The sequence below is a fragment of the Planomonospora sp. ID91781 genome (assembly GCF_015711595.1).
GTDB lineage: Bacteria > Actinomycetota > Actinomycetes > Streptosporangiales > Streptosporangiaceae > Planomonospora > Planomonospora parontospora.
Window position 1 is genome coordinate 2,022,170 of sequence record NZ_JABTEY010000002.1, and the last position, 25,284, is coordinate 2,047,453.

Annotated in this window: 31 protein-coding genes and 1 tRNA gene; 14 read left to right on the forward strand and 18 right to left on the reverse strand. The window is 69.7% G+C overall.

Annotation, left to right across the window (positions count from 1 at the left end):
• Window positions 1-104 precede the first annotated feature (104 nt).
• Window positions 105-1,211 (reverse strand): serine hydrolase domain-containing protein, encoded by a 1,107-nt coding sequence (locus tag HS048_RS28145; protein ID WP_196469180.1) that lies wholly within the window; start codon window positions 1,209-1,211, stop codon window positions 105-107.
• 88 nt (window positions 1,212-1,299) lie between these two features.
• Window positions 1,300-2,271, reverse strand: coding sequence for an RNA polymerase subunit sigma-70 (locus HS048_RS28150; protein WP_068898582.1), 972 nt, complete (start codon window positions 2,269-2,271; stop codon window positions 1,300-1,302).
• Window positions 2,272-2,663: 392 nt separating this feature from the next.
• On the opposite strand from HS048_RS28150, the gene HS048_RS28155 reads away from it, so the two are divergent.
• Window positions 2,664-3,695 (forward strand): polysaccharide deacetylase family protein, encoded by a 1,032-nt coding sequence (locus HS048_RS28155; RefSeq protein WP_196469181.1) that lies wholly within the window; start codon window positions 2,664-2,666, stop codon window positions 3,693-3,695.
• Between the two features lie 30 nt (window positions 3,696-3,725).
• Here HS048_RS28155 and HS048_RS28160 read toward each other — a convergent pair whose 3' ends face one another.
• Window positions 3,726-4,040, reverse strand: a complete 315-nt coding sequence (locus tag HS048_RS28160; RefSeq protein WP_373293836.1) for an MmcQ/YjbR family DNA-binding protein — start codon at window positions 4,038-4,040, stop codon at window positions 3,726-3,728.
• Between the two features lie 317 nt (window positions 4,041-4,357).
• Between HS048_RS28160 and HS048_RS28165 the strand changes: the two genes are divergently transcribed.
• Window positions 4,358-5,164 (forward strand): poly-gamma-glutamate hydrolase family protein, encoded by an 807-nt coding sequence (locus HS048_RS28165; protein WP_196469182.1) that lies wholly within the window; start codon window positions 4,358-4,360, stop codon window positions 5,162-5,164.
• Here HS048_RS28165 and HS048_RS28170 read toward each other — a convergent pair.
• On the reverse strand, window positions 5,139-5,786 hold the full coding sequence (locus tag HS048_RS28170) for a TetR/AcrR family transcriptional regulator (RefSeq protein WP_068898591.1): 648 nt from the start codon (window positions 5,784-5,786) through the stop codon (window positions 5,139-5,141). The genes HS048_RS28165 and HS048_RS28170 overlap by 26 nt on opposite strands.
• A gap of 69 nt (window positions 5,787-5,855) precedes the next feature.
• Between HS048_RS28170 and HS048_RS28175 the strand changes: the two genes are divergently transcribed.
• The gene (locus tag HS048_RS28175) at window positions 5,856-6,422 is read left to right on the forward strand and encodes a peroxiredoxin-like family protein (RefSeq protein ID WP_196469183.1); all 567 of its coding nucleotides are present in this window, start codon (window positions 5,856-5,858) and stop codon (window positions 6,420-6,422) included.
• Between the two features lie 482 nt (window positions 6,423-6,904).
• Here HS048_RS28175 and HS048_RS28180 read toward each other — a convergent pair whose 3' ends face one another.
• The 4 genes from HS048_RS28180 to HS048_RS28195 all read right to left on the reverse strand — a co-directional run bounded on the left by HS048_RS28180 (window position 6,905) and on the right by HS048_RS28195 (window position 10,284).
• Window positions 6,905-7,597 carry a response regulator transcription factor gene (locus tag HS048_RS28180; RefSeq protein WP_196469184.1) on the reverse strand — a complete coding sequence of 231 codons (693 nt, stop codon included), beginning with the start codon at window positions 7,595-7,597 and terminating at the stop codon, window positions 6,905-6,907.
• Window positions 7,598-7,632: 35 nt separating this feature from the next.
• Window positions 7,633-8,832, reverse strand: a complete 1,200-nt coding sequence (locus HS048_RS38300; protein WP_196469185.1) for a sensor histidine kinase — start codon at window positions 8,830-8,832, stop codon at window positions 7,633-7,635.
• A 110-nt stretch (window positions 8,833-8,942) separates the two neighbouring features.
• Window positions 8,943-9,800, reverse strand: coding sequence for an alpha/beta fold hydrolase (locus tag HS048_RS28190; protein WP_374058796.1), 858 nt, complete (start codon window positions 9,798-9,800; stop codon window positions 8,943-8,945).
• Window positions 9,790-10,284, reverse strand: a complete 495-nt coding sequence (locus HS048_RS28195; protein ID WP_196469186.1) for a GbsR/MarR family transcriptional regulator — start codon at window positions 10,282-10,284, stop codon at window positions 9,790-9,792. Before HS048_RS28195 ends, HS048_RS28190 begins: the two co-directional genes overlap by 11 nt.
• A 343-nt stretch (window positions 10,285-10,627) precedes the next feature.
• Here HS048_RS28195 and HS048_RS28200 point away from each other — a divergent pair, with 343 nt between their 5' ends.
• Window positions 10,628-11,188 (forward strand): SMI1/KNR4 family protein, encoded by a 561-nt coding sequence (locus tag HS048_RS28200; RefSeq protein WP_196469187.1) that lies wholly within the window; start codon window positions 10,628-10,630, stop codon window positions 11,186-11,188.
• Window positions 11,189-11,681: 493 nt separating this feature from the next.
• On the opposite strand, the gene HS048_RS28205 is transcribed toward HS048_RS28200, so the two are convergent.
• Complete coding sequence (locus HS048_RS28205; protein ID WP_196469188.1) at window positions 11,682-11,936, reverse strand: hypothetical protein; 255 nt, start codon at window positions 11,934-11,936, stop codon at window positions 11,682-11,684.
• A gap of 105 nt (window positions 11,937-12,041) precedes the next feature.
• On the opposite strand from HS048_RS28205, the gene HS048_RS28210 reads away from it, so the two are divergent.
• Entirely contained in the window at window positions 12,042-12,602 is a 561-nt protein-coding gene (locus HS048_RS28210; RefSeq protein ID WP_196469189.1) for a DUF6461 domain-containing protein, read from the forward strand.
• 74 nt (window positions 12,603-12,676) lie between these two features.
• Here the strand turns inward: HS048_RS28210 and HS048_RS28215 are convergent, their stop codons facing one another.
• Window positions 12,677-12,826: a hypothetical protein gene (locus HS048_RS28215; RefSeq protein WP_196469190.1), complete on the reverse strand. Its 150-nt coding sequence runs from the start codon at window positions 12,824-12,826 to the stop codon at window positions 12,677-12,679.
• A 234-nt stretch (window positions 12,827-13,060) separates the two neighbouring features.
• Here HS048_RS28215 and HS048_RS28220 point away from each other — a divergent pair, with 234 nt between their 5' ends.
• Both HS048_RS28220 and HS048_RS28225 read left to right on the forward strand, forming a co-directional pair.
• Complete coding sequence (locus HS048_RS28220; RefSeq protein ID WP_196469191.1) at window positions 13,061-13,453, forward strand: hypothetical protein; 393 nt, start codon at window positions 13,061-13,063, stop codon at window positions 13,451-13,453.
• Window positions 13,454-13,547: 94 nt separating this feature from the next.
• Entirely contained in the window at window positions 13,548-13,976 is a 429-nt protein-coding gene (locus tag HS048_RS28225; RefSeq protein WP_307832682.1) for a DUF6036 family nucleotidyltransferase, read from the forward strand.
• A 1,058-nt stretch (window positions 13,977-15,034) separates the two neighbouring features.
• Here HS048_RS28225 and HS048_RS28230 read toward each other — a convergent pair.
• A complete protein-coding gene (locus HS048_RS28230) occupies window positions 15,035-15,469 on the reverse strand; it encodes an NUDIX hydrolase (RefSeq protein ID WP_196469193.1) in 435 nt (144 codons plus the stop codon).
• A gap of 73 nt (window positions 15,470-15,542) precedes the next feature.
• Between HS048_RS28230 and HS048_RS28235 the strand changes: the two genes are divergently transcribed.
• The 7 genes from HS048_RS28235 to HS048_RS28265 all read left to right on the forward strand — a co-directional run bounded on the left by HS048_RS28235 (window position 15,543) and on the right by HS048_RS28265 (window position 21,699).
• A complete protein-coding gene (locus HS048_RS28235; protein WP_196469194.1) occupies window positions 15,543-16,331 on the forward strand; it encodes a GntR family transcriptional regulator in 789 nt (262 codons plus the stop codon).
• Window positions 16,332-16,478: 147 nt separating this feature from the next.
• Complete coding sequence (locus tag HS048_RS28240; RefSeq protein ID WP_196469195.1) at window positions 16,479-16,856, forward strand: plasmid replication, integration and excision activator; 378 nt, start codon at window positions 16,479-16,481, stop codon at window positions 16,854-16,856.
• Window positions 16,853-17,137, forward strand: a complete 285-nt coding sequence (locus tag HS048_RS28245; RefSeq protein ID WP_196469196.1) for a hypothetical protein — start codon at window positions 16,853-16,855, stop codon at window positions 17,135-17,137. The genes HS048_RS28240 and HS048_RS28245 overlap by 4 nt, the downstream gene beginning before the upstream one ends.
• Before the next feature lie 87 nt (window positions 17,138-17,224).
• Complete coding sequence (locus HS048_RS28250; RefSeq protein WP_196469197.1) at window positions 17,225-18,679, forward strand: FtsK/SpoIIIE domain-containing protein; 1,455 nt, start codon at window positions 17,225-17,227, stop codon at window positions 18,677-18,679.
• A gap of 1 nt (window position 18,680) precedes the next feature.
• On the forward strand, window positions 18,681-18,878 hold the full coding sequence (locus HS048_RS28255; protein WP_196469198.1) for a hypothetical protein: 198 nt from the start codon (window positions 18,681-18,683) through the stop codon (window positions 18,876-18,878).
• Window positions 18,875-20,539, forward strand: a complete 1,665-nt coding sequence (locus HS048_RS28260; protein ID WP_196469199.1) for a replication initiator — start codon at window positions 18,875-18,877, stop codon at window positions 20,537-20,539. The genes HS048_RS28255 and HS048_RS28260 overlap by 4 nt, the downstream gene beginning before the upstream one ends.
• On the forward strand, window positions 20,539-21,699 hold the full coding sequence (locus HS048_RS28265; protein ID WP_196469200.1) for a site-specific integrase: 1,161 nt from the start codon (window positions 20,539-20,541) through the stop codon (window positions 21,697-21,699). Before HS048_RS28260 ends, HS048_RS28265 begins: the two co-directional genes overlap by 1 nt.
• Before the next feature lie 56 nt (window positions 21,700-21,755).
• Here the strand turns inward: HS048_RS28265 and HS048_RS28270 are convergent.
• From HS048_RS28270 to HS048_RS28300, 7 genes are all read right to left on the reverse strand, one after another.
• Window positions 21,756-21,830, reverse strand: a tRNA-Val gene (locus HS048_RS28270).
• Between the two features lie 32 nt (window positions 21,831-21,862).
• Entirely contained in the window at window positions 21,863-22,828 is a 966-nt protein-coding gene (locus HS048_RS28275; protein WP_068898617.1) for an ROK family protein, read from the reverse strand.
• Between the two features lie 121 nt (window positions 22,829-22,949).
• Window positions 22,950-23,264 (reverse strand): hypothetical protein, encoded by a 315-nt coding sequence (locus HS048_RS28280; RefSeq protein WP_068898619.1) that lies wholly within the window; start codon window positions 23,262-23,264, stop codon window positions 22,950-22,952.
• Window positions 23,265-23,320: 56 nt separating this feature from the next.
• Window positions 23,321-23,791 carry a peroxiredoxin gene (locus tag HS048_RS28285; protein ID WP_068898620.1) on the reverse strand — a complete coding sequence of 157 codons (471 nt, stop codon included), beginning with the start codon at window positions 23,789-23,791 and terminating at the stop codon, window positions 23,321-23,323.
• A gap of 99 nt (window positions 23,792-23,890) precedes the next feature.
• The gene (locus HS048_RS28290) at window positions 23,891-24,319 is read right to left on the reverse strand and encodes a DUF3052 domain-containing protein (protein WP_068898622.1); all 429 of its coding nucleotides are present in this window, start codon (window positions 24,317-24,319) and stop codon (window positions 23,891-23,893) included.
• A gap of 139 nt (window positions 24,320-24,458) precedes the next feature.
• Complete coding sequence (locus HS048_RS28295; RefSeq protein WP_068898624.1) at window positions 24,459-24,875, reverse strand: secondary thiamine-phosphate synthase enzyme YjbQ; 417 nt, start codon at window positions 24,873-24,875, stop codon at window positions 24,459-24,461.
• 10 nt (window positions 24,876-24,885) lie between these two features.
• Window positions 24,886-25,080: a DUF1918 domain-containing protein gene (locus HS048_RS28300; RefSeq protein ID WP_084008555.1), complete on the reverse strand. Its 195-nt coding sequence runs from the start codon at window positions 25,078-25,080 to the stop codon at window positions 24,886-24,888.
• Window positions 25,081-25,284 lie beyond the last annotated feature (204 nt).

Consider the following 25,284-nt stretch of genomic DNA (forward strand, 5'->3'; position numbering starts at 1 on the left):
GGACGCGCCCGGGACACGCACCGGACGCGCCGGGCGGGTCCGCCGCGCGCGCCGAGCGGCCAACCCGCCCGGCGCGTCGCCCGCCCGGCTCGTCCTCCGGACGGTCAGCCCGCCCGGAGGACGAGCCGGGCGATCCGCTCGACGGTGCCGAAGTCACCGGCCGAAGCCCGGTTCTTCATCACGCCGACGCTGATCCCGGTGGCGGTGTCCGCGAAGGCCGCGGTGCCCCCGCTGCCCGCCGCCCCGAACACGGTGGGCAGGCCGATCTCCTCCGTCAGGCCGACCGAGTAGCCCAGTGCCAGGGTGGCCGGGTTGCCCGCCACCTCGTCCACACCGCTCACCGCGGGGGAGGACAGCTCGCGCAGCCGGCCGGCGGAGACGAGCTCCCCGCCCAGCAGCGCGTCGTACATGCGGGCCGCCGCGCGGGCGGTCATCGTGGCGCCCGCCGGGATGTCGGAGGTCAGCACGTCGGCGCGGTTGCTGAACGCGGCGTCCGGCAACGCCCCCAGGGGTGCGGCCGTGTAGCCGCCGACCACCTTGAAGAACGGGATCTGCGCCATCATCTCGGCGGGCAGCTCCATCGGCGGTCCGGCGTCCTCGATCCTGGCCAGCCGGCCGAGCTCGGACTCCGGTACGCCGAAGAACAGCTCGCCGGCCACGCCGAGCGGACCGGACACCTCCTCGCGGAGCACCCGCGAGACGGGCTTCCCGGTCACCCGCCGGACGACCTCGCCCAGGATGTAGCCGTAGGTCTGCGGGTGGTAGCCGAACCGGGTGCCCGGCTCCCACCACGGCTCGGCGGCGGCGATCACGGCGCACATCCGGTCCCAGTCGCACAGGTCCTCGGGTGTGGTGTCCACCGGCACCCCGGGCACGCCGGTCGCGTGCGTCAGCGCGTGCCGTACGGTCGCCTTCTCCTTGCCGCAGGCGGCGAACTCCGGCCACACGTCCGCGATCCTGGTGTCATAGCCGAGGGCCCCGCGCTCGGCCAGCACGTGGACGACGGTCGCGGTCACGCCCTTGCCGGTCGAGGTCGCGTAGACCGGGGTGCCGGACGTGAACGGGCGGCCCGTCTCCGGGTCGGCCACCCCCGCCACCGCGTCGGCCAGAAGTTCGCCGCGCCGGTAGACGGCGACCTGCACGCCGCGTTCCGCTCCCGACTCCACCAGCTCGTCGACGACGGCCTGGACGTTCTTCTGAAGATCGGACACGATGCTTCCCTTCTCTCATGAACCTGTCCCCATGAGACGAGTGCGGCCCGGAAAAGGAATCGGTCTCCCGCGGATCTCCTCGGACCGGTCAGAGTGAGGCCGGCAGTCCGAACGAGGGGAACATCTCGTCCCCGAACGTGGTGATCTGGGTGACCAGCCCGTCCTCGAGCCGCAGGACCCCCAGCCAGGAGGGCGAGAAGCAGGTCTCGCCCGCCCGGCGCAGGTAGGCGGCGGCCGCGGGCTGGCGGTTGGCCCGTACGGCGAGCACCCGCCAGTCTCCCCACGCCTCGGGCCCGGTCATCGCCGGGGCCCAGGCGGCCACGAACGTCTCCAGCCCCTGCAGCCAGACCGGCGCCGGCGGCATCGCCTGCCAGACGTCGGCCCGGAGCACCTCGGTGAGGATGGACGGGTCGGCCTGCTCGACGGCGTCGATGTAACGCCGCAGGACGGCTCGGTCCTCCGGGGTGGGACCGGCGGACGCGGCCCATTCCAGCCGCCGCGCGGGCAGGTGCCTCCTGAGGACCGGCCTGGCCCGCTGCAGGGCGCTCTTCACCGCGGCGACGGTCAGCTCCAGCGACTCGGCGGTCTCCTGCGCCGACCAGCCGAGCACGTCGCGCAGGATGAGCACCGCCCGCTGCCGGGGCGGCAGGTGCTGGATCGCGACCAGGAAGGCCAGTTCGATCGTCTCGCGCTCGATCACCAGGTCCGCCGCGTCCAGCAGCTCGTCGGGGTACGGCTGGAGCCAGGAGACCATGCCCGAGGCGGGCGGGTCGAGCCCGGGATCGGCCCCGGCCGGCGCCGGGCGCGGCTCCGGGCGGCGGGGGTGCGCCCTGAGGTGGTCCAGGCAGGCGTTGGTGGCGATCCGGTACAGCCAGGCCCGCAGGCCGTCCCCGTCCCGCAGGGTGTCCCGGCGGCGCCACGCGCGCAGGAACGTCTCCTGGACCAGGTCCTCGGCCTCGTCGAAGGAGCCGAGCATCCGGTAGCAGTGCACGTGCAGCTCGCGCCGGTGCGCCTCGGCGCGCTCCGCGAACCCGTTCCCGATCAACGTCTCGGCCGCCATGGCCGGATCCTAGCGACCCCTCCCCCGGCCGGGCCGGACGCTCCCGGACGCGCCGGACCGTGGCCCGCGGATCAGGAGCGCACCGTGCCCGTCGCCCCGGGAGCCGGACACCGTCGGCCGATCATCAAGGTCATGAAACTTTCGAAGCCCGTTTCCTGAAGTCATGCGAGGCAGAGCCGGAGTTGGCCGGTTGTTTGATCTGAAACATTTCAGATGAGCGTTGACATGTTTCAGAGACCGTCCCCAGAATGAGTGCCCGGGCAGAGATCTCCCCCGCACGGACGGCGCGTGAGGCGGGCGCGGTTCAGCACGGCCCCTCCCCGCGCCCGCCCGACCGCCGTGTCCCCCATGTCCCCCATGTCCCCGATCAGTGTTCCACTGGAGGAACAACCATGATCGACACCATCACCCCCCGCGGCACCCGCCTCTCCCGTGTCCGGAAGGCGCTCGTCACGGGCGCCCTCACCGCTCTGGCCGCCGGGCTCGTCGTGGCGCTGCCCTCCTCCGCGGGCACCGCCGCCGCCGCTGACTGCAGCGCCGGATATGTGGGCCTGACCTTCGACGACGGCCCGAACCCGGGCACCACCGCCAACCTGCTGAACACGCTGAAGGCCAACGGCCTGCGCGCCACGATGTTCAACACCGGGCAGAACGTGCAGAACAACCCCTCGCTGACCAGAGCCCAGCAGGACGCCGGCATGTGGGTCGCCAACCACAGCTGGTCGCACCCCCACCTGACCCAGCTGGGCGGCTCCCAGATCCAGTCGGAGCTCCAGCGGACCCAGCAGGCCATCCAGCAGGCCACGGGAACCACGCCGAAGCTGTTCCGGCCGCCCTACGGCGAGACCAACTCCACGCTCAGGTCCATCGAACAGCAGCTCGGCCTCACCGAGGTCCTCTGGGACGTCGACTCCCAGGACTGGAACAACGCGAGCACCTCGCAGATCGTGCAGGCGGCCGGCCGGTTGCAGAACGGCCAGGTCATCCTCATGCACGACAACTACGCGACCACGATCGCGGCGATCCCCCAGATCGCCGCGAACCTGCGCAGCCGCAACCTGTGCGCCGGCATGATCTCACCGTCGACCGGCAGGGCCGTCGCACCGACCGGCGGCCCGACGGCGACCCCGACGGCCACTCCGACCGGCGATCCCGGCGGCTGCACCGCCACGATCTCGCGCGGCCAGCAGTGGGGCGACCGCTTCAACGCCTCCGTCACCGTCTCCGGCAGCGCCTCCTGGATCGCCACCGTGACCGTGCGGAGCCCGCAGAAGATCATCGCCACCTGGAACGGCAGCCCCAGCTGGGACTACACCGGCAACGTGATGACGATGCGGCCCAACGGCAGCGGCAACACCTTCGGCTTCACCGTCATGCACAACGGCAACCAGACCCTGCCCTCGGTCTCCTGCCGGGTCGGCTGACCCCGCGCCGCATCCCCTGACGGCGTCCGGCTAGTGTCCCGCCTCGTGAGCGGCGACCAGCTGCCTGGGCGCCGTCAGGCACCACGCCTCGGTGACCAGCTCGAACAGCTCGTCCGCGTCGATCCCCGCCAGCCGCACCACCACCCAGCCGAACCGGCCCGCGGTGAACTGGGGCTCGAAGACCTCCGGCCGCTCCGCCACCAGCGCGATCTGCTCCTCGATCGTCGCCTTCAGGCCGACCGTCTCGGTCCGCTCCCACAGGTAGCCGAACCCCTTGCCCCGCACCTTCAGCGCGATCCAGTCACCGCCGGGGGTCTGCTTCACCTCCGGCAGTCGGTCCAGCATCTCCAGGAACTCGTCAACGCTCACACCCATGGCCCAGGCCTACCAGAGCACGCCGACATTTTCCGCGGCGCGGGACCTCCTCCCGGCCCGCACGACCGCCCGGACCTTCCGCCCGGCCCGCACGACCGCCCGGACCGGAAGTGCGGAGGGAGTGGAAGTGCGGAGGGACGGGGGCCCGGAAGCCCGACCGGCCGGCCGGCCCGACACACCGGGCCGCAATCCGCTCCCGCCGGTGCCCACCGCTTAACCTGCAGGGGAAGGCGTGCGCGACGGCCCCTCCCGCGCCGCTCCACCGGAGACGATCTCAGGAGGCACCGATGCCGGGAACGGGTGCGCGGATCGGCGCCGTCCTGCTCGTGAGCGGTCTGGCACCGGCGCTGACCGCCGCTCCGGCGCACCCGCACGGTACTCCCGCGCACCCGCACGCCGCCCCCGCGCACCCGCACGCCGCTCCGGCGCACCCGCATGTCACTCCCGCCGAACCCGCACGGACCCGCCCCGCGGACAAGTACACCGGCTACGCCCAGCTCGCCGCCCACGAGACCGAGGGCAGGGACTACCGGCGCGAGCAGCGCTTCCCCCGCGGGGCGCGGGTGGCCCACATCGCCGTCCACGGAGGCGCCATCGAGCCGCCGACGACCCAGTTGGCGAACCACTCCGCCCGCGTCGGCCGGCACGCCTACTACTCGTTCACGGCCGTCAAGGCCTCCGGCAACCGCGACCTGCACATCACCGCCGACAGGTTCGACGAGCCGAAGGCCCGCGCCCTGGTGTCCAGGGTCGACTACACCGTCGCCTGGCACGGCGCGGCCGGCTCCAGGGCGACCACCTACATCGGCGGCCGTGACACGGCGCTGATCAGGAAGATCGCCGCCGAACTGCGCGCCGCGGGCTTCAACGTCGCCAGGTCGGTGCCCGCGGGCCTGAGGGGCAGGAGCCCGGACAACATCACCAACAAGAACCGGCGGGGCAGAGGGGTGCAGCTGGAGATCAGCCTCGGCCAGCGGAAGCGGTTCTTCGCCGGGGGGAGGCTGGACCGCGCCTGGATCGGTGATCCCGCCAACCGCACCGGGGCGTTCCGCGCCTACACCGCCGCGGTCAACCGCGCCCTCCCCGGCTCCTGAACGGACCGGCCCCCGCCCGGATGCCCCGCAGCACCATGGCCAGGCCGCCGCGGAACTCCTCGTCGGCGCCGACGAGCCGCGCGTGGCCCGCGGTCTCGGCCAGATGGGGGAACTCGGCCGGGGACAGCCCGGCCATGGCGGCCGTCCCCTCGCCCGACAGCGGGCCCAGATGCTCCAGTTGGACCGCGCCGATCACGTAGCTCAGCAGGCCCCGCAGGGCGATGACCCGTTCCGGCCCGTCGAGGCCGGCCTCGGCGAGGATCGCGAGCACCGCCTCCGACCAGCGCAGCACCCCCGCCGAGCCGTGCCGGTGGATCATCGTCAGCGGCACGGCCTCCGGGTGCGCGCCCACGTGGTCGCGCATCCTGCCCACCAGGACGGCGATCCGCTCCTGCCACGCCCCTTCGGAGGGCGGGGACACGTCCACGCCGCCGAGCACCAGCTCGACCACGAGCCCTTCCAGTTCCCGGCGGTCGTCGACGTAGCGGTAGAGCGCCATCGTGCTCACGCCGAGCTCCGTCGAGACCGCGCGCATCGACAGCGCCGCGAGCCCGTCGCGGTCGATGACGGCGAGGGCGGCGGCGGCGATCCGGTCCTGGGTGAGGGAACGAGGGCGGGGCATGGTGCGCGAAAGTGTACGGCATACGCCTACAATCTTAGGCGTATGCCGTACACCTATGAGGGAGCTCCCATGCGCCTCCAGCCCGGCTCCGACGTCCCCGTCCGCGACCTGCCCGCCGTCAACGGACGCACGGCCGCCGTCCCGGATCCGGATCGCCTGGTCCACCTGCAGTTCCGGCGCTTCGCCGGCTGCCCGGTCTGCAACCTGCACCTGCGCTCCTTCGCCGCCCGCCACGCCGACATCGAGGCGGCCGGCGTCCGCGAGGCGGTGGTCTTCCACTCCCCCGCCGGCGAACTGGCCGAGCACGCCGCCGGCCTGCCGTTCGCCGTCGTCGCCGACCCGGACAAGAAGCTGTACGCCGAGTTCGGCGTGGAATCGGCGCCCCGCGCACTGCTCGACCCCCGGGTGTGGGGGACGATCGTCCTGGCCGTCCTGCGCGGCCTCCGGCAGGTCGCCCGCGGGCGGGAGCGCGCGCCGGCCGCCCGCCCGCACGGCGGACGGCTCGGGCTGCCCGCCGACTTCCTGATCGCCCCCGACGGCCGGGTGGTCGCGTGCAAGTACGGCGAGCACGCCTACGACCAGTGGTCGGTCGACGAACTGCTCGCCCTGGCGGCAGGCGATCTCCGTTCCCGATAGGAGCGGCGTCCTCTCCCCGCCGCCGCGGGAGACGCCCGCAGGGACCGGACACCAGGGGAAGGCCACCCCGGCGGTGGGAGGTCCTGATCTCAGCCGGCCACCGCCTCCGGCTACCGCACCCGGTCCATCGGCCGTGCGTGCTACCGCACCCGGCGGACCCGAAGATCAATCAGCGGGTTGACTCCCGGGTCCCGGCGGCCGGATACATTCGCAGTCAGTCGTTCCGGCAGCCGCCCGCTCCGGGGCGGCCCGTCGAAGAAGACCGGCGCATGCCCGGGTCCGTGAAGCCCGCCGTTCCCGCCGCGGCCGCGGCCGCCGTGGTCGCGGCGGCGAACGCGGCCGTCGGCCGGTAACGGTCCCCGGGCGCGGTCCGGCGCCCGCCCACGGTCAGGTCTTCGTCCGGAGGTGACATCGCGGGGGCGGACCTCCGGGCGAAGACCGCCCGCCGTACACGCGTCCGGCACGGCGGACGGCGGGTCCCGTCACGACCGGGACTCCCTGCCGGCGGGCTCGATCAGGCCGCAGTCGTAGGCCAGGACGACCACCTGCGCGCGGCTGGTCAGGTGGAGCTTGCTCATCAGCCGGTTCAGGTGCGTCTTGACCGTGGCCTCGCTCAGCGACAGCGCCTCGGCGATCTGCCTGTTGGACATGGCCTGCCCGACGAGCTGGAGCACCTCGACCTCACGCGCCGTGAGCGGGGCGAGCTGCTCCGGCCGCGCGCCCGGCTGCGCGCGCGGGCGTACGGCCGGTGTGCCGCTGAAGGCCTCCACCAGCCGCCTGACGGCGTTCGGGGCGAGCAGGACGTCTCCGCTGGCGACCGTCTGGACGGCGGCGATCAGGCGTTCGGGCGGGGTGTCCTTGAGGAGGAAGCCGCTCGCCCCCAGGCGCAGCGCGTTGTAGACGTACTCGTCGATGTCGAAGGTGGTCAGGATCAGCACCTTCGGCGCCTGGGAACCGCCCGCCGCGAGGATGCGCTCGGTCGCGGTGATGCCGCTGATCCCGGGCAGCCGGATGTCCATCAGCACGACGTCGGGCCGGAGCTCCGCCGCGAGGTCAACGGCCTCCTCGCCGGTGGCGGCCTCCCCGACGACCTCCAGGCCCGGAGCGGCGCGGATGAGCGCGGCCAGCCCCGCGCGGATCAGCACCTGGTCGTCGACCACCAGTACGGTGACCATTCGCGCGCCTCGCAGGTAAGTGTGTCGTCCGGACGTCACCCGCCCGGTGCGGGCGCGGGCAACGGGAGTACGGCCACCACCGCGAACCCGCCCTCCGGCCGGGACCCTGCGGTGATCTTTCCCTGATAGAGCCTGACACGTTCGGTCATGCCGATCAACCCGTGCCCGGCGCCCCCGGAACCGGGCGCACCGGGGGCCGCCGTCCCGTCGTCGGTGACGCTGACGGTCAGCTCGGCCGCGCCGTACTCCAGCAGCACCTCCACCCGCGCCGCCCCGGCGTGCTTGAGCACGTTGGTCAGCGATTCCTGCACGATCCGGTAGGCGCACAGGTCCAGCCCGGACGGCAGCGGCCTCGCCTCCCCCACGACACGGACCTCGACCGCGGGTCCGGCCGCGCGCACCCGCTCGAGCAGCGGCGTGAGCCCGCCCAGACCCGGGGTGATCGCGTAGAGGTCCTCGTCCTCGTCGTACGCCTCCACGCGCAGGATCGACAGCAGCCGCCGCATCTCCCCCAGCGCCTCGTGGCTGGCGTCGGCGATGACCCCCAGCGTCTCGCGCGCGGCCGCCGGATCACCCAGGGCGACGTACCTGCCCATGCCCGCCTGTACCGAGATCACCGACATGTGGTGCGCCACCACGTCGTGCAACTCCCGCGCGATGCGCACCCGCTCCTGGGTGACGGCTCGCAGCGCGGCGGCGGCCTGCTCCTCTCGGAGCCGCGCGGCCAGCTCGGTCAGCCGACCGGTGCGCTCGTCCAGCAGTCGCACGCCGGAGCCGATGCACACCGTGACACCGGCCACCAGGACGGACTGCCCGACGGCCGACCACCACTGGATTCCGGGATGCAGATCGACGGCATGGATCCATTCCGCGACGACCAGTACGGTGCCCGCGACGGTGGCGGCGGCGGGGCGGTGCGCGGCCACGGTGTAGAGGGCCAGCAGCGGCGCCATGCTGTTGAGCCCGTAGTGGTAGCCGAGCGCGTGGTAGACCACGGCCCCCGCCACGGACACCACCAGCACGGTGAAGGGCATCCGCCTGCGCAGCGCAAGGGGCAGGTTCACCACCGCCGTCAGCGCGGCCGACAGCCCGTCCACCGGTCTCGTGGCGCGCCCGGGCTCGTAGACCGCCCACAGCACGCTCCCGACGGACATCACCAGCGCCAGCGCACCGTCGAGCACGAGCGGATCGACGGCGGACAGCCGTCCGAGCGCCCCAGCGCCACGACCACGCACCAGCGCATGCTACGGGTCCCGGCCCTGATCCACATTCATCCTTCGATTGACATCGATCGCCGTACGGAGAGCGGCCGGGAAACCGGGGCGCCCCCGCGCGGGAGACCGGTTCAGTGAGGCGGGCCGAGGAACTCCGCGACGAGGGCGTTGACCCGGTCGGGGGACTGGCGGTTGGACCAGTGCCCATTGCCCTCGAGGATTTCGAGCCGGGCGTCCGGGATCAGGGCGGCGGCGGCCCTGGTGTGCCGGAGCTTGACACCGATGTCCTTGTCGCCCTGGATGAGGAGGGTCGGGCAGGTGATCAGATGGAGACGGGGTCGCAGGTCGATCCGCATGCGGAACGGCCCGATGGAGGCGTTCTGCCAGTCGGACGAGCCGGCTCCCGCCGCCCGGACCTCTGCGTGGATCTCGTCGACGATGTCTTCGAAGTCGTGGACGGGACCGGCGAAGAGCGCCCGCTCGGCGAAGCGGGCGATCCCCGCGCGGCTCCTGAGCATCAGGCTCGGCAAGGTCCTGTTGAGCAGCGGCAATCCGGCGGTGAGCCAGAGGATCTGATGCACGACGGGCGGGAAGGAGATGATCCCGGCGGGTGCGAGCGCCACCAGACGCTCGACACGAGCGGGGTGGTCGATGGCGTAGGCCAGCGCCAGGGCCCCGCCCTGGGAGAGACCGACCAGGACTGCCGAGTCGATCGCGAAGTGGTCGAGCACCTCGGTGACGCAGCGGAGCATGCGATCATGCGTCACCCGCCCGGTCCAGGGGAGGCTTCTGCCCTGCTTCGGCCAGTCGAGCGCGAAGACGCGGTGGTGCGCGGCCAGCGCCGGGATGAGGTGGCGCCAGCTGAGCAGGGCGTTGTCGATGCCGGCGCCGCTCAGCAGCAGAACGGCGGGTCCGTGCCCGCCCGCGGTGTAGACGTGCAGCCTGCCCTCGGCGCAGGTGAGGTAGGTGCTGCGCAGATCAGCCGGCACGGTCGTCCTCTCCCGCCGGCGCGCTCGCGCGCGTCTCCCACCGCTGCCACAGCGCCGGCAGCTCCGCCTCGAGGAAGCGGTAGAGCTCGTTGACGTTGTGCAGCCGTTCGCGCCGCTGGGGCGTACTGCCCGCGAGGGCCCGCAGCCCTGTCTCGGTGAGCTCGCGGAACGCGGCCGTCTTGGCGTAGCGGTTGGCCAGCATCCGGCTCCACCCGTCGACCGCGATGCGGAAGTACTCCTGCCGCTCGCCCCGGCGGCGCACTCCCTCCACCAGACCGCTGGGAGTGAGCAGCCGGGTCGCGCTGCTGATGGAGCTCCGGCTGACCCGCAGCACGTCCGCGAGCTGCGCGGCGCTCTGCTCCGGCGGATCGCTGATGAGCAGCCAGCCGATGACACGGCCGGCGATCAGAGGCATGCCCTCGCGGGCGAAGAAGGCTGCGACTTCGTCCACGAAGTCCAGTTCGGCGTCCAACGGATCGATCACGGTACGACTTTACGGTTATTGCAGTGATGACTGCAATAACTGCACGGTTATTCTCCAGCCGATGCGGGGCGGCCGGTCGCCCTCGCCGGCGTGAGCCCGGCCGGTGCGGCCGTGGCCGCGAAGGAGGTCCGGCACGGTGCCCGGTCGATCGACGGGACCGGCTTCCGCCACGATCCCTGGCCGTCCACCGGTGTCCAGCCGTGTCCCCGGTCGTTGCCACCCAGTTGGCCGTCCAGAGGACATCCCCAAGACCGCATCAGGAGAACGACGCTCCTTCGGGAGGGGTGGCTCTGGCTTTGTGCTGTACGTGCAGCAGCCATTCGAAAGGGATACCTTCTGCACAATGAGTGCCCGGTACGCATGGCCTGAACGCTTCCCTGCAAGGCATCCGGTGACCGAGGGTTCCGATCACCCGGCGGTCGGTCCACTCGGCGATCTGCATCCTCCCGCTACCGGAGCAGAGGTCCGCGATCTTGAAGAGCGGCTGGGCGTGGAGCTGCCGACGAGTTACCGGCAGTTTCTCCTGTTCGCCAACGGGTGGGGCAGCGACGATGACTGCCGTCTGCTGCGTGTTGAGGAAGCCGGCTGGCTCCGTGATGTCGATCCCTCGATCGCCGAGAGCTGGTCAGGACCCAGGCCCGAGGACTCCTGGAGCGTGCCCGACGAGCTCTACTTCGTCTACGGACAGGAGCAGGACTCCATCCGTTACAGAGGGGAGTATGTGCCCGACACCCTTCTGATCGGCTACTGGGATGACGGAGTGGCTCTCCTCAATCCCCACGTCAGGACCTCTGAAGGTGAGTGGGAAGCCTGGTATCTCGCGCCGTGGAAACCGGGCGCCAACCGTTACAGGTCCTTCTGGGACCTCGCGATGGACGAGCTGCGAATGCGCTACGCACGCTGATGTCCCATCCGTCGTTGAGCTTCGCCCGCTCGGGCGCGAGCCCGAAGGACCTCATGGAGCGGATGGGCACGACTCGGTGCGGGCCGTGCTGATCTATCAGCACCGTACGGCGGAAGTCGGCCGGAAGATCGCCGACGCGATGAACAACAAGATCAAAGAAATCCGTCCGGATGATCAACAGAACGAGTTCACGCCGGCCCTCTGAAAGCCGGGCGCACGCCGGAGTGCGGAAGCCGCCGGTCACGGCCACGACCGGCATCACTCTGCCGACAAGGCTTATCAGGGGGTGGTAGCCGAGACGGCGATCACCCTCTGCCGGGGGAAGAACAAGCCCGGCTCACAGGAGCGGGCCAACCGATCCCACGCCAGGCTCCGCAGACTCGGTGAGCCGGCGCATCCCCCGAAACCACGGTGCAGGGCCAAGCAAGGCCGGACATCTGATCAAGGCCATCGCCGCATTTCAAAACCACCGATCCACTTGAAGACGAAAAAGTCAGTTCAGCTTGCCCTGGAACGCGTGCTCCATCAAATTCCAGAACGACCGGAGACGAATGCCTCCGGACTCGTACAGCGTATCGAGATACCACACCTCCCACTCGCCGCCGTCGGCGATGACGTGCGGATCGAGCAGGTAGACGTGGCCTTCGACATCCTCAGAGATATGCAGAGTGCGAGGAATACGGTCTGCGGGTTCGAAGTCGTCCGGGTCTTGCGGCGCGTCGCATTCGAAGGAACACCCGGCGGGCAACTCCGGTGCCGGAGCGTCCAGGGGAACGCACCACCCGGCCAGATCTTATATTTTTCCAGCATGCAGTACTTGCAGTAGTTCGTACCACATGATTAAGGAGCAACAATGACCGAGCATCTCGAAGAGTTCCGCTGGCTCTCCGACTGCGAAGACCTCGATGAGATCTACTGTGTGGCCTTCGTCCGAAGTCTCACTCCGGAGGAGGTCCTCCGCCGGTTCAGCGGGGACGGGAACACCACGGAGGGGTGCGACGCAGCCGATTACATCGGCACCGCGAAGATGGGCGACTGGACCCTGGTCGTCGAACCAGGAGGATGGGAGCTCGCTGCCACCCCCGAGATATACACCCGGGTCGGGAGGGGAACCGAGATCGTTTCAGTCTCCCGCCACGACTGCGCCTCGGACACCTTCGTCTACATCGTCGACGGCGAACCCGTCGTCCAGTTTGAACCGATGTTCCCGGAAGATCGATCAGGCATCGATCCAGACCGCCTCGTCGAGGAGATGCGCAAGGTCGGCCTGGATCCCGACCACGACATCGACGGACCGGACATCGGTTCCCCGATCGAGAGGTCATTCGCCCTGGCGAGCAAAATCACCGGTCTCCGCTTCTCTCCGGAGATGCTGGAGCTGTGCTCCTACCGCACCGAACCTCGTGAGGATTGATCGGCATCCGTGGGAAGACCAGTTCGCCGAGGATCTCAGGTGCTCATGGGATGGCGGGCCGGCAATTCACGTATCTAAGGGACATCGGCGTACGGCTTGAGCCGGGCCGGAACCACGCGAGCGCGCTGGGTCGTGCGGCCGCTGGTCAGATCGGCGGACAGGTGCAGCATCCGGGAGGCCGTGTGCACCGCTTCCTCCGGCTCGTTGGCGTCAGCCAGAGCCACGGCCAGCCAGGAAAGGTGCAGTGCCGGTTCCCGGGCGTGCGTGGCGTCGTAGCGCGCCAGAACCTCGCTGGGCAGCGGTACGGCACACAGCGGACGGCTCAGCTCGGTGTGGAGACGAGGCCTCTGATCTGGAGTCCATGTGCCGGGGAATCGACGAGGTCGCAACCATCTCCGGCTTCACGGGCGACACTGACGGCCCGGTCACGCCCTCGGTATTGGACTAACGTTGTAACCATGAAGCGCGCACAGCAGTATCAGGCCGCCTCCATCGCAGTGCTCGCGGGTTGGCTGACCGATCATCCTGACGAGGAGACACGCTGGCGCTTGATCGCCGAGTTTCTGGAGGAGTACCGCCACGAGCCGTCTTCTGCTCGGATGAGCTTGTTGTCCGTGGAACCTCCCAGCACCGGTGACTCTCGCTGGGACGTCTTTCTCGCCGCACTGGCCGAGCACCTCGCGGCCAGGGACGGTGCGGGAGCCCCCCCGTGGACCGAGACCCGGCGGCTCCGGCGCTTCTGGTTTCCCTTCAACACCCCGGCCGGCCGCGTGGACGCCTTCGTTCACGCTCCCGCGTCCTTCCGCCGCCGTGGTGTTTTCATCCACCCTCAGGAGCTGGAGGTCGCGTGAGCGACGCACCTCTTCTCGACCGGATGCGATCGAGGACGCTTTCCGACGGCTTGGTGATCGTCTCGCCCGGCGCGGAGTCGTAGCCGATCTTTATGTGTTCGGTGGAGCGGCCATGGCGCTCGCCTACGACGCCCGACGCTCCACCCGGGACATCGACGCCGTCTTCGAACCCCATGGAGTCGTCCTGGACGAGGCACGAGCAGTCGCGTCCGAACTCGGGCTGCCGTCGTGGTGGCTCAACGAGCAGGCCAGCGCCTATGTCGCCCCCGGCACGGATGGTTCGGCCCGCCGGGTCTTCGACCATCCGGGACTGCGTGTGTCCGCGGCTTCAGCAGAGCACCTGCTCGCAATGAAAGTCCTGGCTGCTCTGCGACGGGACACCGGCGACATCCGCACCCTCGTCGAGAGACTCGCGCTCGGCTCCGTAGCCGAGGTCCTTGCCCTCTGCACGGAGATCTTTCCCGACGAACCCGTTCCCGACCGTGCTCGCCTCATGCTGGAAGACCTGTTCGACGAGAGCTGACGGCAACGTCGATCAGTGGGCCACGGCACGACGCCCCGTTCCCGAGATCAGGAACGGGGCGTTCTGGCTGGTGGGCACTACTGGGTTCGAACCAGTGACATCTCGCTTGTAAGGAGCCATGATCGCTATTGTCAGGCCGCTGACCTGCGAATTCATCTGGGAGAGTCCTCGCCTCTCGGCCCTGTTCCGCTCGGCTAATGGCATGTTAATGGCACGGTGATCATGACTCACGCCGCACGTCATCGAGGCTCCAGACCATGAGGATCAAGTCGTCTTTCCGGGCTCGAATGGCACGCTAATGGCACGGCGCTCAGCCTCGTCCATCCAGGGTGCATACCTGCACGCTTCTCCCCCGCCTGATCTTCCCGTCTGCCTCGTCCCACCCGAAGGGCAGCGGGCCGGGGACGGAGGATCAAGCCCGTCTTCGCGTGTCCCTTGCCGGCCGATTTCCTCGATCATTAGATGCCAACGGCCATAGACGGGCTTGAACTGGAGGAGCCGGTCTGCTGGGCTCCGCCTGGGACGTGGCGGGCGGGACGATCAGGCTCACCTCAGCCGCCTACGGGCTTCGGTCCGGCAATCGCGATCATCCCGGAGCCGAGGCCCCCGCCGGAGGCTCTATTGCACCGGCCTTCCGCTCACGCTCGCGCTCCTGCCGGGACAGGCGAAACAGCCAGATAAGCGCCACCAGGAAGGCGATCCCGACAGGGACACGGACCCACCGACTGAAGTCATCGCTCAAGATGAGGTTGACTACGCCTGCGGCTACGAAGGTCGCCCACCAAACGCGCTCGTAGCGACGGCGCTTTCTCGATGGGTCCAGGTCCGCGCTCACGCTTCGAGGCTATGTGGCCTTCCGGCCTGGTCGGACAAGGCGGCGGGCCGATGATCGGCGCGTTGGTGGCTACGACGCGGCGGGCGGTCGGCGGGCGGCCCGAGTGCGGCCCCGGCCGTGACCGGCCCCCAGGCCGCATGCGCGGCCGGGGTCCGCGACGCTGGGCCGGGGTACGGCGGCGCGGCGCGCCGCCGCTTGATACCCATAAGAACAATTCGGCAAGCTACGCGCTGATCAAGCGTTCCCCGTCGTGCTGACGTACCGCTGGCACGTGGTCGTTGTTCATGGCGTCCAGGACACGGACGGCGAATGCCTCCGATGCCAAGGCGCGAACCTCGTCGGCGGTGACCCAGCGGAAGGCCCGAGTCTCGTCGGTCTCGGTGAGTTCTCCGCCGACGGCCTTGCAGCGGAAGACTAGAGCGACGATGCCGCGGTTCATGTTCTTGTAGACGCCTGTCAGGGCCACCGGCTCGACCTGGAGGCCGGTCTCCTCTTCGACTTCGCGGAGAAGACCCGTCGTGATGTCCTCAGCTCGTTCCAGCACTCCTCCCGGCGCTTCCCAGTGGCCGTTGTCTCGACGCTGGGTGAGGAGCGCTCGGCCTTGGTCATCGATGATCACACCCGCCACGCTGACAGAGTGCGCGTCTTGGGGGTTCATCGGCTACCTCCGCGTTTGATGTCTCACTATCATCGACGGTAGTACACGTATGTACGAGTTGAGGAGTTGGCCAGTGGCCGAATCGCTGACCTTGCCGGATCTGGACCCGATCAGCGACCGGGCCGTCTTCCGCCAGATCGCCGATCACATCCGTGAGGCAATCGAACGCGGTCAACTCGCTGAGGGTGACAAGGTGCCCTCAGAGGCCACGCTCATGCAACACTACGGCGTCGCACGCATGACCATCCGTAACGCGCTGCAGGTCCTCCAGAGCGAGGGCCTGACAGTGGCCGAACACGGACGCGGCGTCTTCGTCCGTTCACACCCTCCGGTGCGTCGCCTGGCCTCCGACCGGTTCGCCCGCCGACACCGCGAGCAGGGCAAGGCAGCGTTCATCGCCGAGACCGAAGGCGCTGGCGGCAAGCCGTCCGTGGACTCCATCCAGATCACAGAAGTGAAGCCCTCGGCACACGTGGCCGAACTCCTCAAGCTCGGTCCGAAGGATCGTGTGATCTCTCGATCTCGCCGTTATTTGATCAACGGGCAACCGGTGGAAACGGCGATCTCGTACGTTCCCGCGAAGATCGCCAAGGGTACTCAGATCATGCAGCCCGACAGCGGACCGGGCGGGATCTACGCGCGGATAGAGGAGAAGGGCTACCGGCTCGACCGCTTCGTGGAAGAGATCAAGTCGCGGATGCCCCTGCGGGATGAGGTACGGGCACTCAAACTCGCTCCCGGAGTCCCGGTGTTTCACCTGGTCCGTACGGCCTACGCCACAGACGGCACCCCAGTAGAGGTGTGCGACACCGTGATGTCGAGTGACGCCTACGTGCTCTCGTACGAACTTCCCGCCCGGTAGGGCTTGACGAACTCGTCTAGAGGAGTCATAAAGGAGTCAGGCAACAACTCCTCTAGTCGAGTAGACGCCTAGTAGAGACCTCGGATCGGCCGAGGTCCCAACAGTGGAGGCAGAGCAGTGGCTCTCAAGGGTGGAACACGCTTCAGCGTGAGGTTCGAGGACGTTTTCCCGAACGGCTGCAACCTGGTCCCGGACTCGATCGTTGAGGCCCAGGACTACGACGAGAAGACCAAGCGGCGCACGCCGGCCGTGGACAAGGCGACGGGCTCGCGGGTCTACCAGTGCCGGGTCATGGACATGGACCCGGAGCTCACGGGACGGTCCCGTGAGACGACGGTGAAGATCCTCGCGCCGCATCAGCCGGTCCCGCCGACCGGCCAGCCGTTCGAGTTCGTGGAGTTCGAGCACCTGACCGTGACGCCGTACGTCAACGACAAGGGCCGTATGGCCTACTCGCTGCGCGCATCGGCGATCGTCAAGCCGCAGGGCTTCAAGCAGGCTCCGGCCAGCAAGGACGCGGCGTGATGGCGGGCCGGGGCAACGGGTCGTGGCAGATGACCTCGCTGCACGTGGACGGCAAGGGAGCGGCGGGCTGCCGCACCTACCCGGCGCGGACTCCGATCTTCGAGGTCACGGCGGACAAGGCGACGGTCACGGTCACGATCCCGGCTGACCGGCTGGACGCCTCTGCGGTGATGTTCGCTCGCGAACTGGCGCAGGCCGCGCAGTCCTTCGCGATCGAGGTCGAGCGGATGTGGCGCGGGCTGTCGCCGATCAAGGCAGGTGAGCGCAACGGCACGGCATGACATGCAGGCGGGGCCGCCTGGAAGCGGCAACTTCCGGCGGCCCCTGGATCTCCCCGGACGGTCAATCTCAGAGAGGACTCAAGCGTAATGTTCAAAAAGCTTCCCGGTGACACCGCGCGTGATCTGGTGTCCACCACGCCGGACACGGCGTTCGTGTTCCGGCCGACCGTGTTGCCCACTCCGGCGATCGTCGTGATCGTGATCGCAGTGTGGCGGTTCCTGGCCGGTCTGGTCCGTACCGTCTACAGGCACCCGATCGCGGTGGCCTCGCTCGTCGTCCCGGTGGTGATCGCCGTCCGGTACGGCTGGACCTGGGCGGCGCTCCTGGTCGGCTCGGTGCTCGTCGCGGGCATCGCCTGGGCGCTGATCGATCGGCCGTCGTTCCTGTCCGTGGTCGGCTGGCGGCTGCTGGCCTACTGGCGGTGGCTGTGGATCTACCGGCGGCACTGGCAGCCGGTCATGGTCATCGCGGGCCTGTCCAAGGTCATGAAGGGCCGCGACTACCTGCCGGTGCTTCTGGGCGTGACCTGCGACGGCTTCACCGACCGCGTCACGGTCAAGATGCTGTCGGGTCAGTCGGTCGATGACTGGTCCAAGCGGACCGATCACCTCGCGCACGCCTTCGGCGCGCTCTCCTGCCGAGTCTCGATCGTGCGCGCCGGTCGGCTGCTGCTGACCTTCCCACGTCACGACCCGCTATCCACGCCGATCGACGCACTGCCGATCCCTCCTACGGTGGACCTGGGCGCGGTGCCGGTCGGCAAGCGTGAGGACGGCAAGCCGTGGACGCTCAAGCTGCACGGCACGCACGTCCTGGTCGCGGGGGCCACCGGAGCTGGTAAGGGCTCGATCATCTGGCAGACGGTGCGCAGCCTGCTTCCGGCGATCCGGGCCGGGCTGGTCCAGGTCATCGGATTGGACCCCAAGCTCATGGAACTGTCCTTCGGTCGGGAACTGTTCCACCGCTACGCCTCCTCGCCGGAGGACTGCGCCGATGCGCTGGAAGAGGCGGTCGCGCTGATGCAGGACCGGGCCGGGCTGTACGCCGGACATCAGCGCTCGCACACTCCCTCGGTGGCCTACCCGTTCGTGCTGGTGATCGTGGACGAGGTCGCGTTCCTGACCGCCTACCAGCCCGACAAGGCTCTTCGGCAGCGCATCACGGCGGCCCTGGCCACGCTGACCACCCAGGGCCGGGCGGTCGGCGTCGGGGTGCTGGCCGCACTCCAGGACCCCCGCAAGGAGGTCATGAACATCCGCAACCTGTTCCCCGACAAGATCGCACTCCGGCTGGACGAGTCGGAACAGGTGGACATGGTCCTCGGGGACGGCTCTCGGGATCGCGGTGCGCTGGCCGATCAGATCTCCCCGATCCCGGAGCGCGGCGCGGGCGTCGGCTTCGTCCGGCTGGAGACCTCTCCGGACCCGGTGCGGGTGCGGGCGGCCTACGTCTGCGATGCGGAGATCCGCGCCATGGTGGAGGCGCTTACCGCCTCGGCGTCGCTGCCCGAGATCGAGATCGAGGCGGAGGAGGTGGCCTGACATGACCGCCGAACCGCTGACCGGGCACCGCTGCCCGACCTGCAAGACCAAGGGCAAGTCCTGGCTCGACGCAGAGACTCAGCAGGTCACCTGTGAGGAGTGCGGACAGGCATCCCTCGTGCTCATCACGCCGGAGCCTGCGCCGGCCAAGCCCGTCCGCCGGACCCGTAAGAGCACGGCCAAGGGTGCGGCCAAGTGACCAGCTCGACCGATCGGACGACGCCCCGGGCGCTGCGGATGGCTCAACCGCTCGCCCGGGACGTCGTCGATCAGATCGCTTCTGAGTACGGCGTGTGCCTGCGTCCGATCCCGATGTACCGGACCGACGCGGTAACCGGTCAGAGCACGTTGTTCGATCTGCCGTGCGGGGCCACGCTGGAGAGCAAGTGTGCGCCGTGTGCGAAGCGGAATCAGCGGCTGCGCATGGCCCAGTGCCGCGAGGGCTGGCACCTGGAGGACGAACCCGTCATCACTGCGGACCCGCCGACCGACGAACAGCGGTGGCTGATCGGGTTCCGCGCCGAATGGCAGGCCAAGAAGGATGCCGCCGAAGCCGCGGGCGAGGACACGAGCGAGCACGACGAGGTGATCCGCGCGCTGGACGCCGAGATCCGGGTCTCGGGGATGCGGGGCAGCGTGCTCGGACGCACCTCGACGGCTCGTAAGCGCTCGACCCGCCGCCGCCAGGACGCCCCGGATCTGCCTCGACGCAAGAAGGTCAACACCACGCTCGGGCGGACCTACACCGGACGGGACGGCAGGCGGTTCCGGCCGTCGATGTTCATCACGCTGACCCTGCCCTCCTACGGCAAGATCCAGACCAATCGCGGGGTGCCCGTCGATCCGGACTCCTACGACTACGTGCGGGCCGCTCGCGACGCGCTGCACTTCGCCAAGCTGGTGGACCGGTTCGTGCAGAACCTGCGCCGGGTGGCCGGGTTCGATGTGCAGTACTTCGCGAGCGTGGAGCCACAGAAGCGGCTCGCCCCGCATCTGCACATGGCCATGCGGGGCACCCTGTCCCGAGCGGAGATCAAGCAGATCGCGGCGGCCACCTATCACCAGGTGTGGTGGCCTTCGGTGGACGTGGTGCGCTTCGAGGGTGAGCACCTGCCCGTCTGGGTGGAACGGGCCGAACGCGAGGACGGCACGCCGTACCCGGACAAGCAGGCCGGGGACTACATCGACCCCGTCACGGGCGAGGTCCTGCCGACCTGGGACGAGGCGTTGGACGCGATCGGCGACGAGGACGAGCCGCTGCACGTGGTCCGCTTCGGTGAGCAGGTCAAGGCCGACGGCATCATGGCCGGCACCCCGGACGCGGACAAGGCGATCGGCTACATCTCCAAGTACCTGACCAAGTCGATCGGTGAGACCTGCGAGGCCGACAACCAGGCCCAGCGTGATCACGCCTCCCGGCTGGCCGACGCGCTGCGCTACGAGCCGTGCTCGCCGACGTGCGCGAACTGGCTGCGCTACGGCGTGCAGCCGAAGAACGCCCGTGCCGGGATGGCTCCGGGCCGGTGCCGGGGCAAGGCGCACAAGCCTGAACACCTCGGCTACGCGGGCCGGCGGGTGCTGGTCTCGCGCAAGTGGTCGAACAAGACGCTGACCGATCACCGGGCCGACCGGCGGGCGTGGGTGCTGGAGATGCTCGGTCTTTCGGCAACCGAGGACAACGACCCGGGCCGCTACACCTGGCGGCCGGTCCCGCCCGGTGATCCCGGCCTTCCTCCGCTCGGGGAACGACTGCTTCTCGCCGTGGCCGAGCAACAACGGCGACGCCGGGCGCTGGACGAAGCGCGGGCCAGAGCAGAACAACAAGACCTTTCGGCAACCGAAGAGAGGAGGGCGGCGTGATGGCGAACAGACCAGGCAAACGGCGGTTCGGAAGCATTCGCAAGCTGCCCTCCGGCCGGTTCCAGATCCGCTATCCCGGGCCGGACGGCCGGATGCGGACCGGTGAGACGACCTACGAGCGGGAACGCGACGCGGACAAGGCGCTGTCCCTTCTGGAGGCCAAGCTCACCGAGGGCGGGTGGACCGACCCGCAGCGGGCCAAGGTCAAGCTCGGTGACTATGCCGCGAAGTGGATCACGGAGCGGACCAACCTCCGGCCACGCACGGTGGAGATCTACGAGGGTCTGCTTCGGCGGTTCGTCGCTCCGCATCTCGGCAACGTCCCGCTTGGGAAGATCGATACGGCCATGGTCCGGGAGTGGCGGGTCACTCTCATCGGCAACGGCGTCGGTCCGTCCGAGGTCGCCAAGTCCTACCGGTTCCTGCGGGCTGTGCTGATGACCGCGACCGATGACCAGATCATCCCGCGCAATCCCTGCCGTATCCGGGGTGCCGGGGAGGAGAAGCCGGACGAGCGGCCGGTCCTGACGGTGGCCAAGGTCTTCGAGCTGGCCGACCTGGTGCCGGAACGGCTCCGCGCTCTCATCCTGCTGGCCACCTTCGCGAGTCTGCGATGGGGTGAGGCTGCGGCGCTGCGCCGAATGGACCTCGACCTCGTCGCCGGCACGGTCAGCGTTCGGCAACAGCATGTCGAGCTGGACTCGGGAGAGTTGATCGTCGGTCCGCCGAAGTCCCGGGCCGGTGCCCGTACGGTCGCCATCCCTACGGCGATCATTCCGGCGCTCCGGGATCACCTCGCCGAGTTCACCGAGTCGGAACCTGAGGCACTGATTTTCACGGGGGCTCGGGGCGCTCGGATGCGGCGGAGCAACTTCTACCGGGCAAGCAAGTGGGTCGAGATCCGCAAGAAGATCGGCTACCCGGAGCTGCACTTCCACGACCTGCGGCACACCGGGAACACGATCGCGGCCAGCTCGGGCGCGAGCCTGCGGGACCTCATGGAGCGCATGGGCCATGACTCGGTGCGAGCTGCGTTGATCTACCAGCACCGCACGACGGAAGCCGACCGGAAGATCGCCGACGCGATGAACGGCAAGATCTCCGAGGTCCGCCCGGACGACGATGACGGATCTTCGGGAGTGCTCGCCCGGATCGGCTAATGGCACGCTAATGGCACGACGCCCCGCTTCCATGATCGGAAACGGGGCGTTTTGGCTGGTGGGCGCTACCGGGTTCGAACCAGTGACATCTCGCTTGTAAGGCGAGCGCTCTACCGCTGAGCTAAGCGCCCGGGGAATCCCGTCGCACAGACGGGATACAACCTTACGGCACGGCGGGGGTTCTCGACACATCGGGCGACCACGAGGCCCCCGCCTCCGGTACCCCGGCCGCGCGCCAGCCGAGCAGGGCCGCGCCGAGCATGCCCGCGGCGACGCCCAGGGCGGCCTTCCGCAGCGGCGGGGCCGTGCGGAAGGTGAGCCGTTTGCCGAGCCGTACGGCCAGCGGGTCTGCCAGGAGGGGGCCCGCCTCGGCCAGGCCGCCGCCCAGGACGATCGCGGAGGGGTCCAGCAGGAGCGTGTAGGTGGCCAGCGCGAGTGAGAGCGCCTCGACCGCGTCGTCCCAGACCTTCATCGCCAGCGGGTCTCCGGCGGCGGTCAGCGTGGCGACCTCCTCGGCCGTGGCGGGGGACGCCGCGCGGGCCGAGTAGCGGCGGGAGACGGCCGAGGCCGAGGCGTAGGTCTCCAGGCAGCCGATCTGGCCGCAGGCGCACTGCTCCCCCTCCGGGAAGACCGGGACGTGGCCGATCTCGCCGGCCCAGCCGGAGGTCCCGCCGTACGGTCCGCCGCCGATGACCATCGCGCCCGCGATGCCGGTGCCGATGGGCAGGAACAGGAAGTCGGAGAGCTCCCGGCCGGCGCCGAGCACGCTCTCGGCCAGGCCGCCGGTGCGCACGTCGTGGCCGAGCAGGACCGGGACGTCCAGGGGGACGAGGTCGGCGGCGGGGACGTCGCGCCAGCCGAGGTTGGCCGCGTAGAGCGCGGTGGCCGTCGCGTCGTCGACGAGCCCGGGTACGGCGATGCCGGCCGCCGCGGGCGCCGTCCCGAACAGTTCCGCTCCGCGGGCGGCGAGGTCGCCGGTGAAGGAGCGGACGGCGGCGATCACGTTGCCCGGTCCCAGCTCGGCCCCGGTGGGGCGGCGGTCGGTGGCGGCGACCGTGCCGGCGCGGGTGACGAGCCCGCCCTTCATCGAGGTGCCGCCGACGTCCACGGCCACCACGTACTCGCTCATTCCGGCCTTTCCCGATCACCGGAGCGGACGCGTCCCCCTGTGGGGCAGGACACGTCGCCTGTCCTCTTTGCGGCGACTCACCCTAACCCAGGGCAGGTCGCCCTGGCCCGGGCCAGGCGGGTCAGGCCGGGGAGAACCGTCCGAGCACTCGGTCCAGCGCCGCCGCGACCTCGTCGGCCAGACCGTCGGGCCGCTCGGGGTCCGCCTGGGGCCGCTCGGCGAGCCGTACGGCGCCGCAGGAGCGGCACTCCACCTCCCCGAGCCGGCAGATGAGCGCGATGGACCCGCACGAGGAGCAGGTGTCGAGGTCCAGGTCGTGCACGCGCTGGCAGTCCGGGCAGATGAGCACCTGGGCCTGCCGGCGCACCCCGCGCTTCCAGGGGCTGGCGCCGCGGACCGGGTCGGTCTGCCGGGCCCCGCACGAGAAGCAGGGCATGATCGCCTCCGAGTGGTCGAGGTCGGCGGATCCGAAGGACCCCGCCGGATAACCGCTTAGGAAAGTTCGGCGAGCACCTTGAGGTACTCGGCGATGTCACGTGCCTCCGGGAGCGGGTTCACCACGCGCCAGCGGACCACGCCCTCGCCGTCGATGGCGAAGGTCCCCCGCAGCGCCGCACCCTTCTCCTCGTCGAACACACCGTACGCCCGGGCGACCTGCCCGTGCGGCCAGAAGTCGGAGAGTAGTGGAAACCCGTAGCCCTCCTGGTCGGCCCAGGAGCGGAGGGCGAACACCGAGTCGGACGAGACGGCGAGGACCCGGACGTCCTCGGGGACGGCGGGGACGAACTCGTCCCGGACCGCGGAGAGCTCACCGCGGCAGACACCGCTGAACGCGAAGGGGTAGAAGATCAGCAGGACCCTGCGGCCGCGGTGGTCCGAGAGCCTGACCGGGGCGCCGTGCTGGTCCCTCAGCTCGAAGTCCGGAGCCGGCGAACCCACCTCGACCGCCGTGTGCACTGGCATGTCCGCTGGATCCCTTCACCCCGACGGCCGATGGGCACACCATCATCCTGCCGTACGGCTCACGCGAGCCGTACGGCAGGGGGACCCTTACCGGACCCCTTACCGGCGCGCCTTGGGTGTGGCCAGCCGCGTCCCCGACCAGTCGGGGGCGGCGCTGATGCTGCTGGTCTGCGAGAGACCGGCGGTCGTGGCGTCCTCCCCGATGTCGCTGGGCTCCACGTGGCCCTCTCGACCGGCCTTGGGAGTGAGCAGCCAGATCTGGCCGCCGTCGGTCAGGTTGGTCACCACCCCGCTCAGGGCGTCGAACAGGTCACCGTCTCCGTCCCGCCACCACAGCAGCACGATGTCGACGACGTCCTCGTAGTCCTCGTCGACCAGTTCGTTGCCGGTCAGCTCCTCGACGGAGTCGCGCAGATCGTCGTCGACGTCCTCGTCCCATCCGACTTCCTGCACCACTTGACCCGGCTTGAGGCCGAGCCGTTCGGCCAGGCTGCGTTCGCCCTGCGCCTGACCCGCGGTCGCGCTCACGTTCGTCCCTCCTGCTTCGATGGCCCCGCCTCCTGCGGGCGGTGCTCACAGTGCTTCGGCACAGTCCACACGCTGTGACCCTCAGTCGTCAACGGTCGCCACGGCAACGACTGGGCCACACGTGAATTAGTCCGATGAATCAGCCGGACAGAAATGACAACCGGACCCGCCGCTCGTGATTGTCCACGTTGAGGTCCACCACGGCGACGGACTGCCACGTGCCCAGGGCGAGTCTCCCGGCCAGGACCGGGACGGTGGCGTACGGGGGGATGAGGGCCGGCATGACATGCGACCTCCCATGCCCCGCAGATCCGTGCGCATGCCGCCAGCGGCCGTCGGCCGGGAGCAGGTCCGCGAGCGCGGCGAGCAGATCGTCGTCGCTGCCCGACCCCAGCTCGATCAGGGCTATCCCCGCGGTCGCGTGGGGCACGAAGACGTGCAGCAGGCCGTCCAGGCCGCCGTCCCCGCACGACCGGACGAAGTCCTCGCACTGGGCGGTGATGTCGTGCACCCGCTCGCGCGAGCCGGTCACCACCTCGATCATCTGGGATCTCACACGCGGAATCCTATGATCCGCGCTGGGCGGGGACGACAATCGCGTCCGGGCCGGGGACCACCAGGCCCGTGTGACCGTCCTCGAACCGCACCAGGTAGGGGGGTTCCCCCTCGTTCCCGCGCACCTCGAGGACCTCGCCCCGCCGGTCGTGGTGGCCGACCGTGTCGCCGTGGACCAGGATCTGATCCCCCACTGTCGCGCGCATCGCACTCCTCCTTCCGAGACCGGTGAAATGCCACCTCTCCAGGGTCGTACCCTGCGGTCCTCCGGAAAAGAGCGACCCCGGTGTTACCTTTCACATCCATTCGTCCTACGATCGGTGGTCTAGGCCACATCCTTGCCCCTGCCAGCGGGGACATCCTGGTTACCGGTCAGTAGAGATGCACTTTCCGGAGCAAGAGACCAGGAT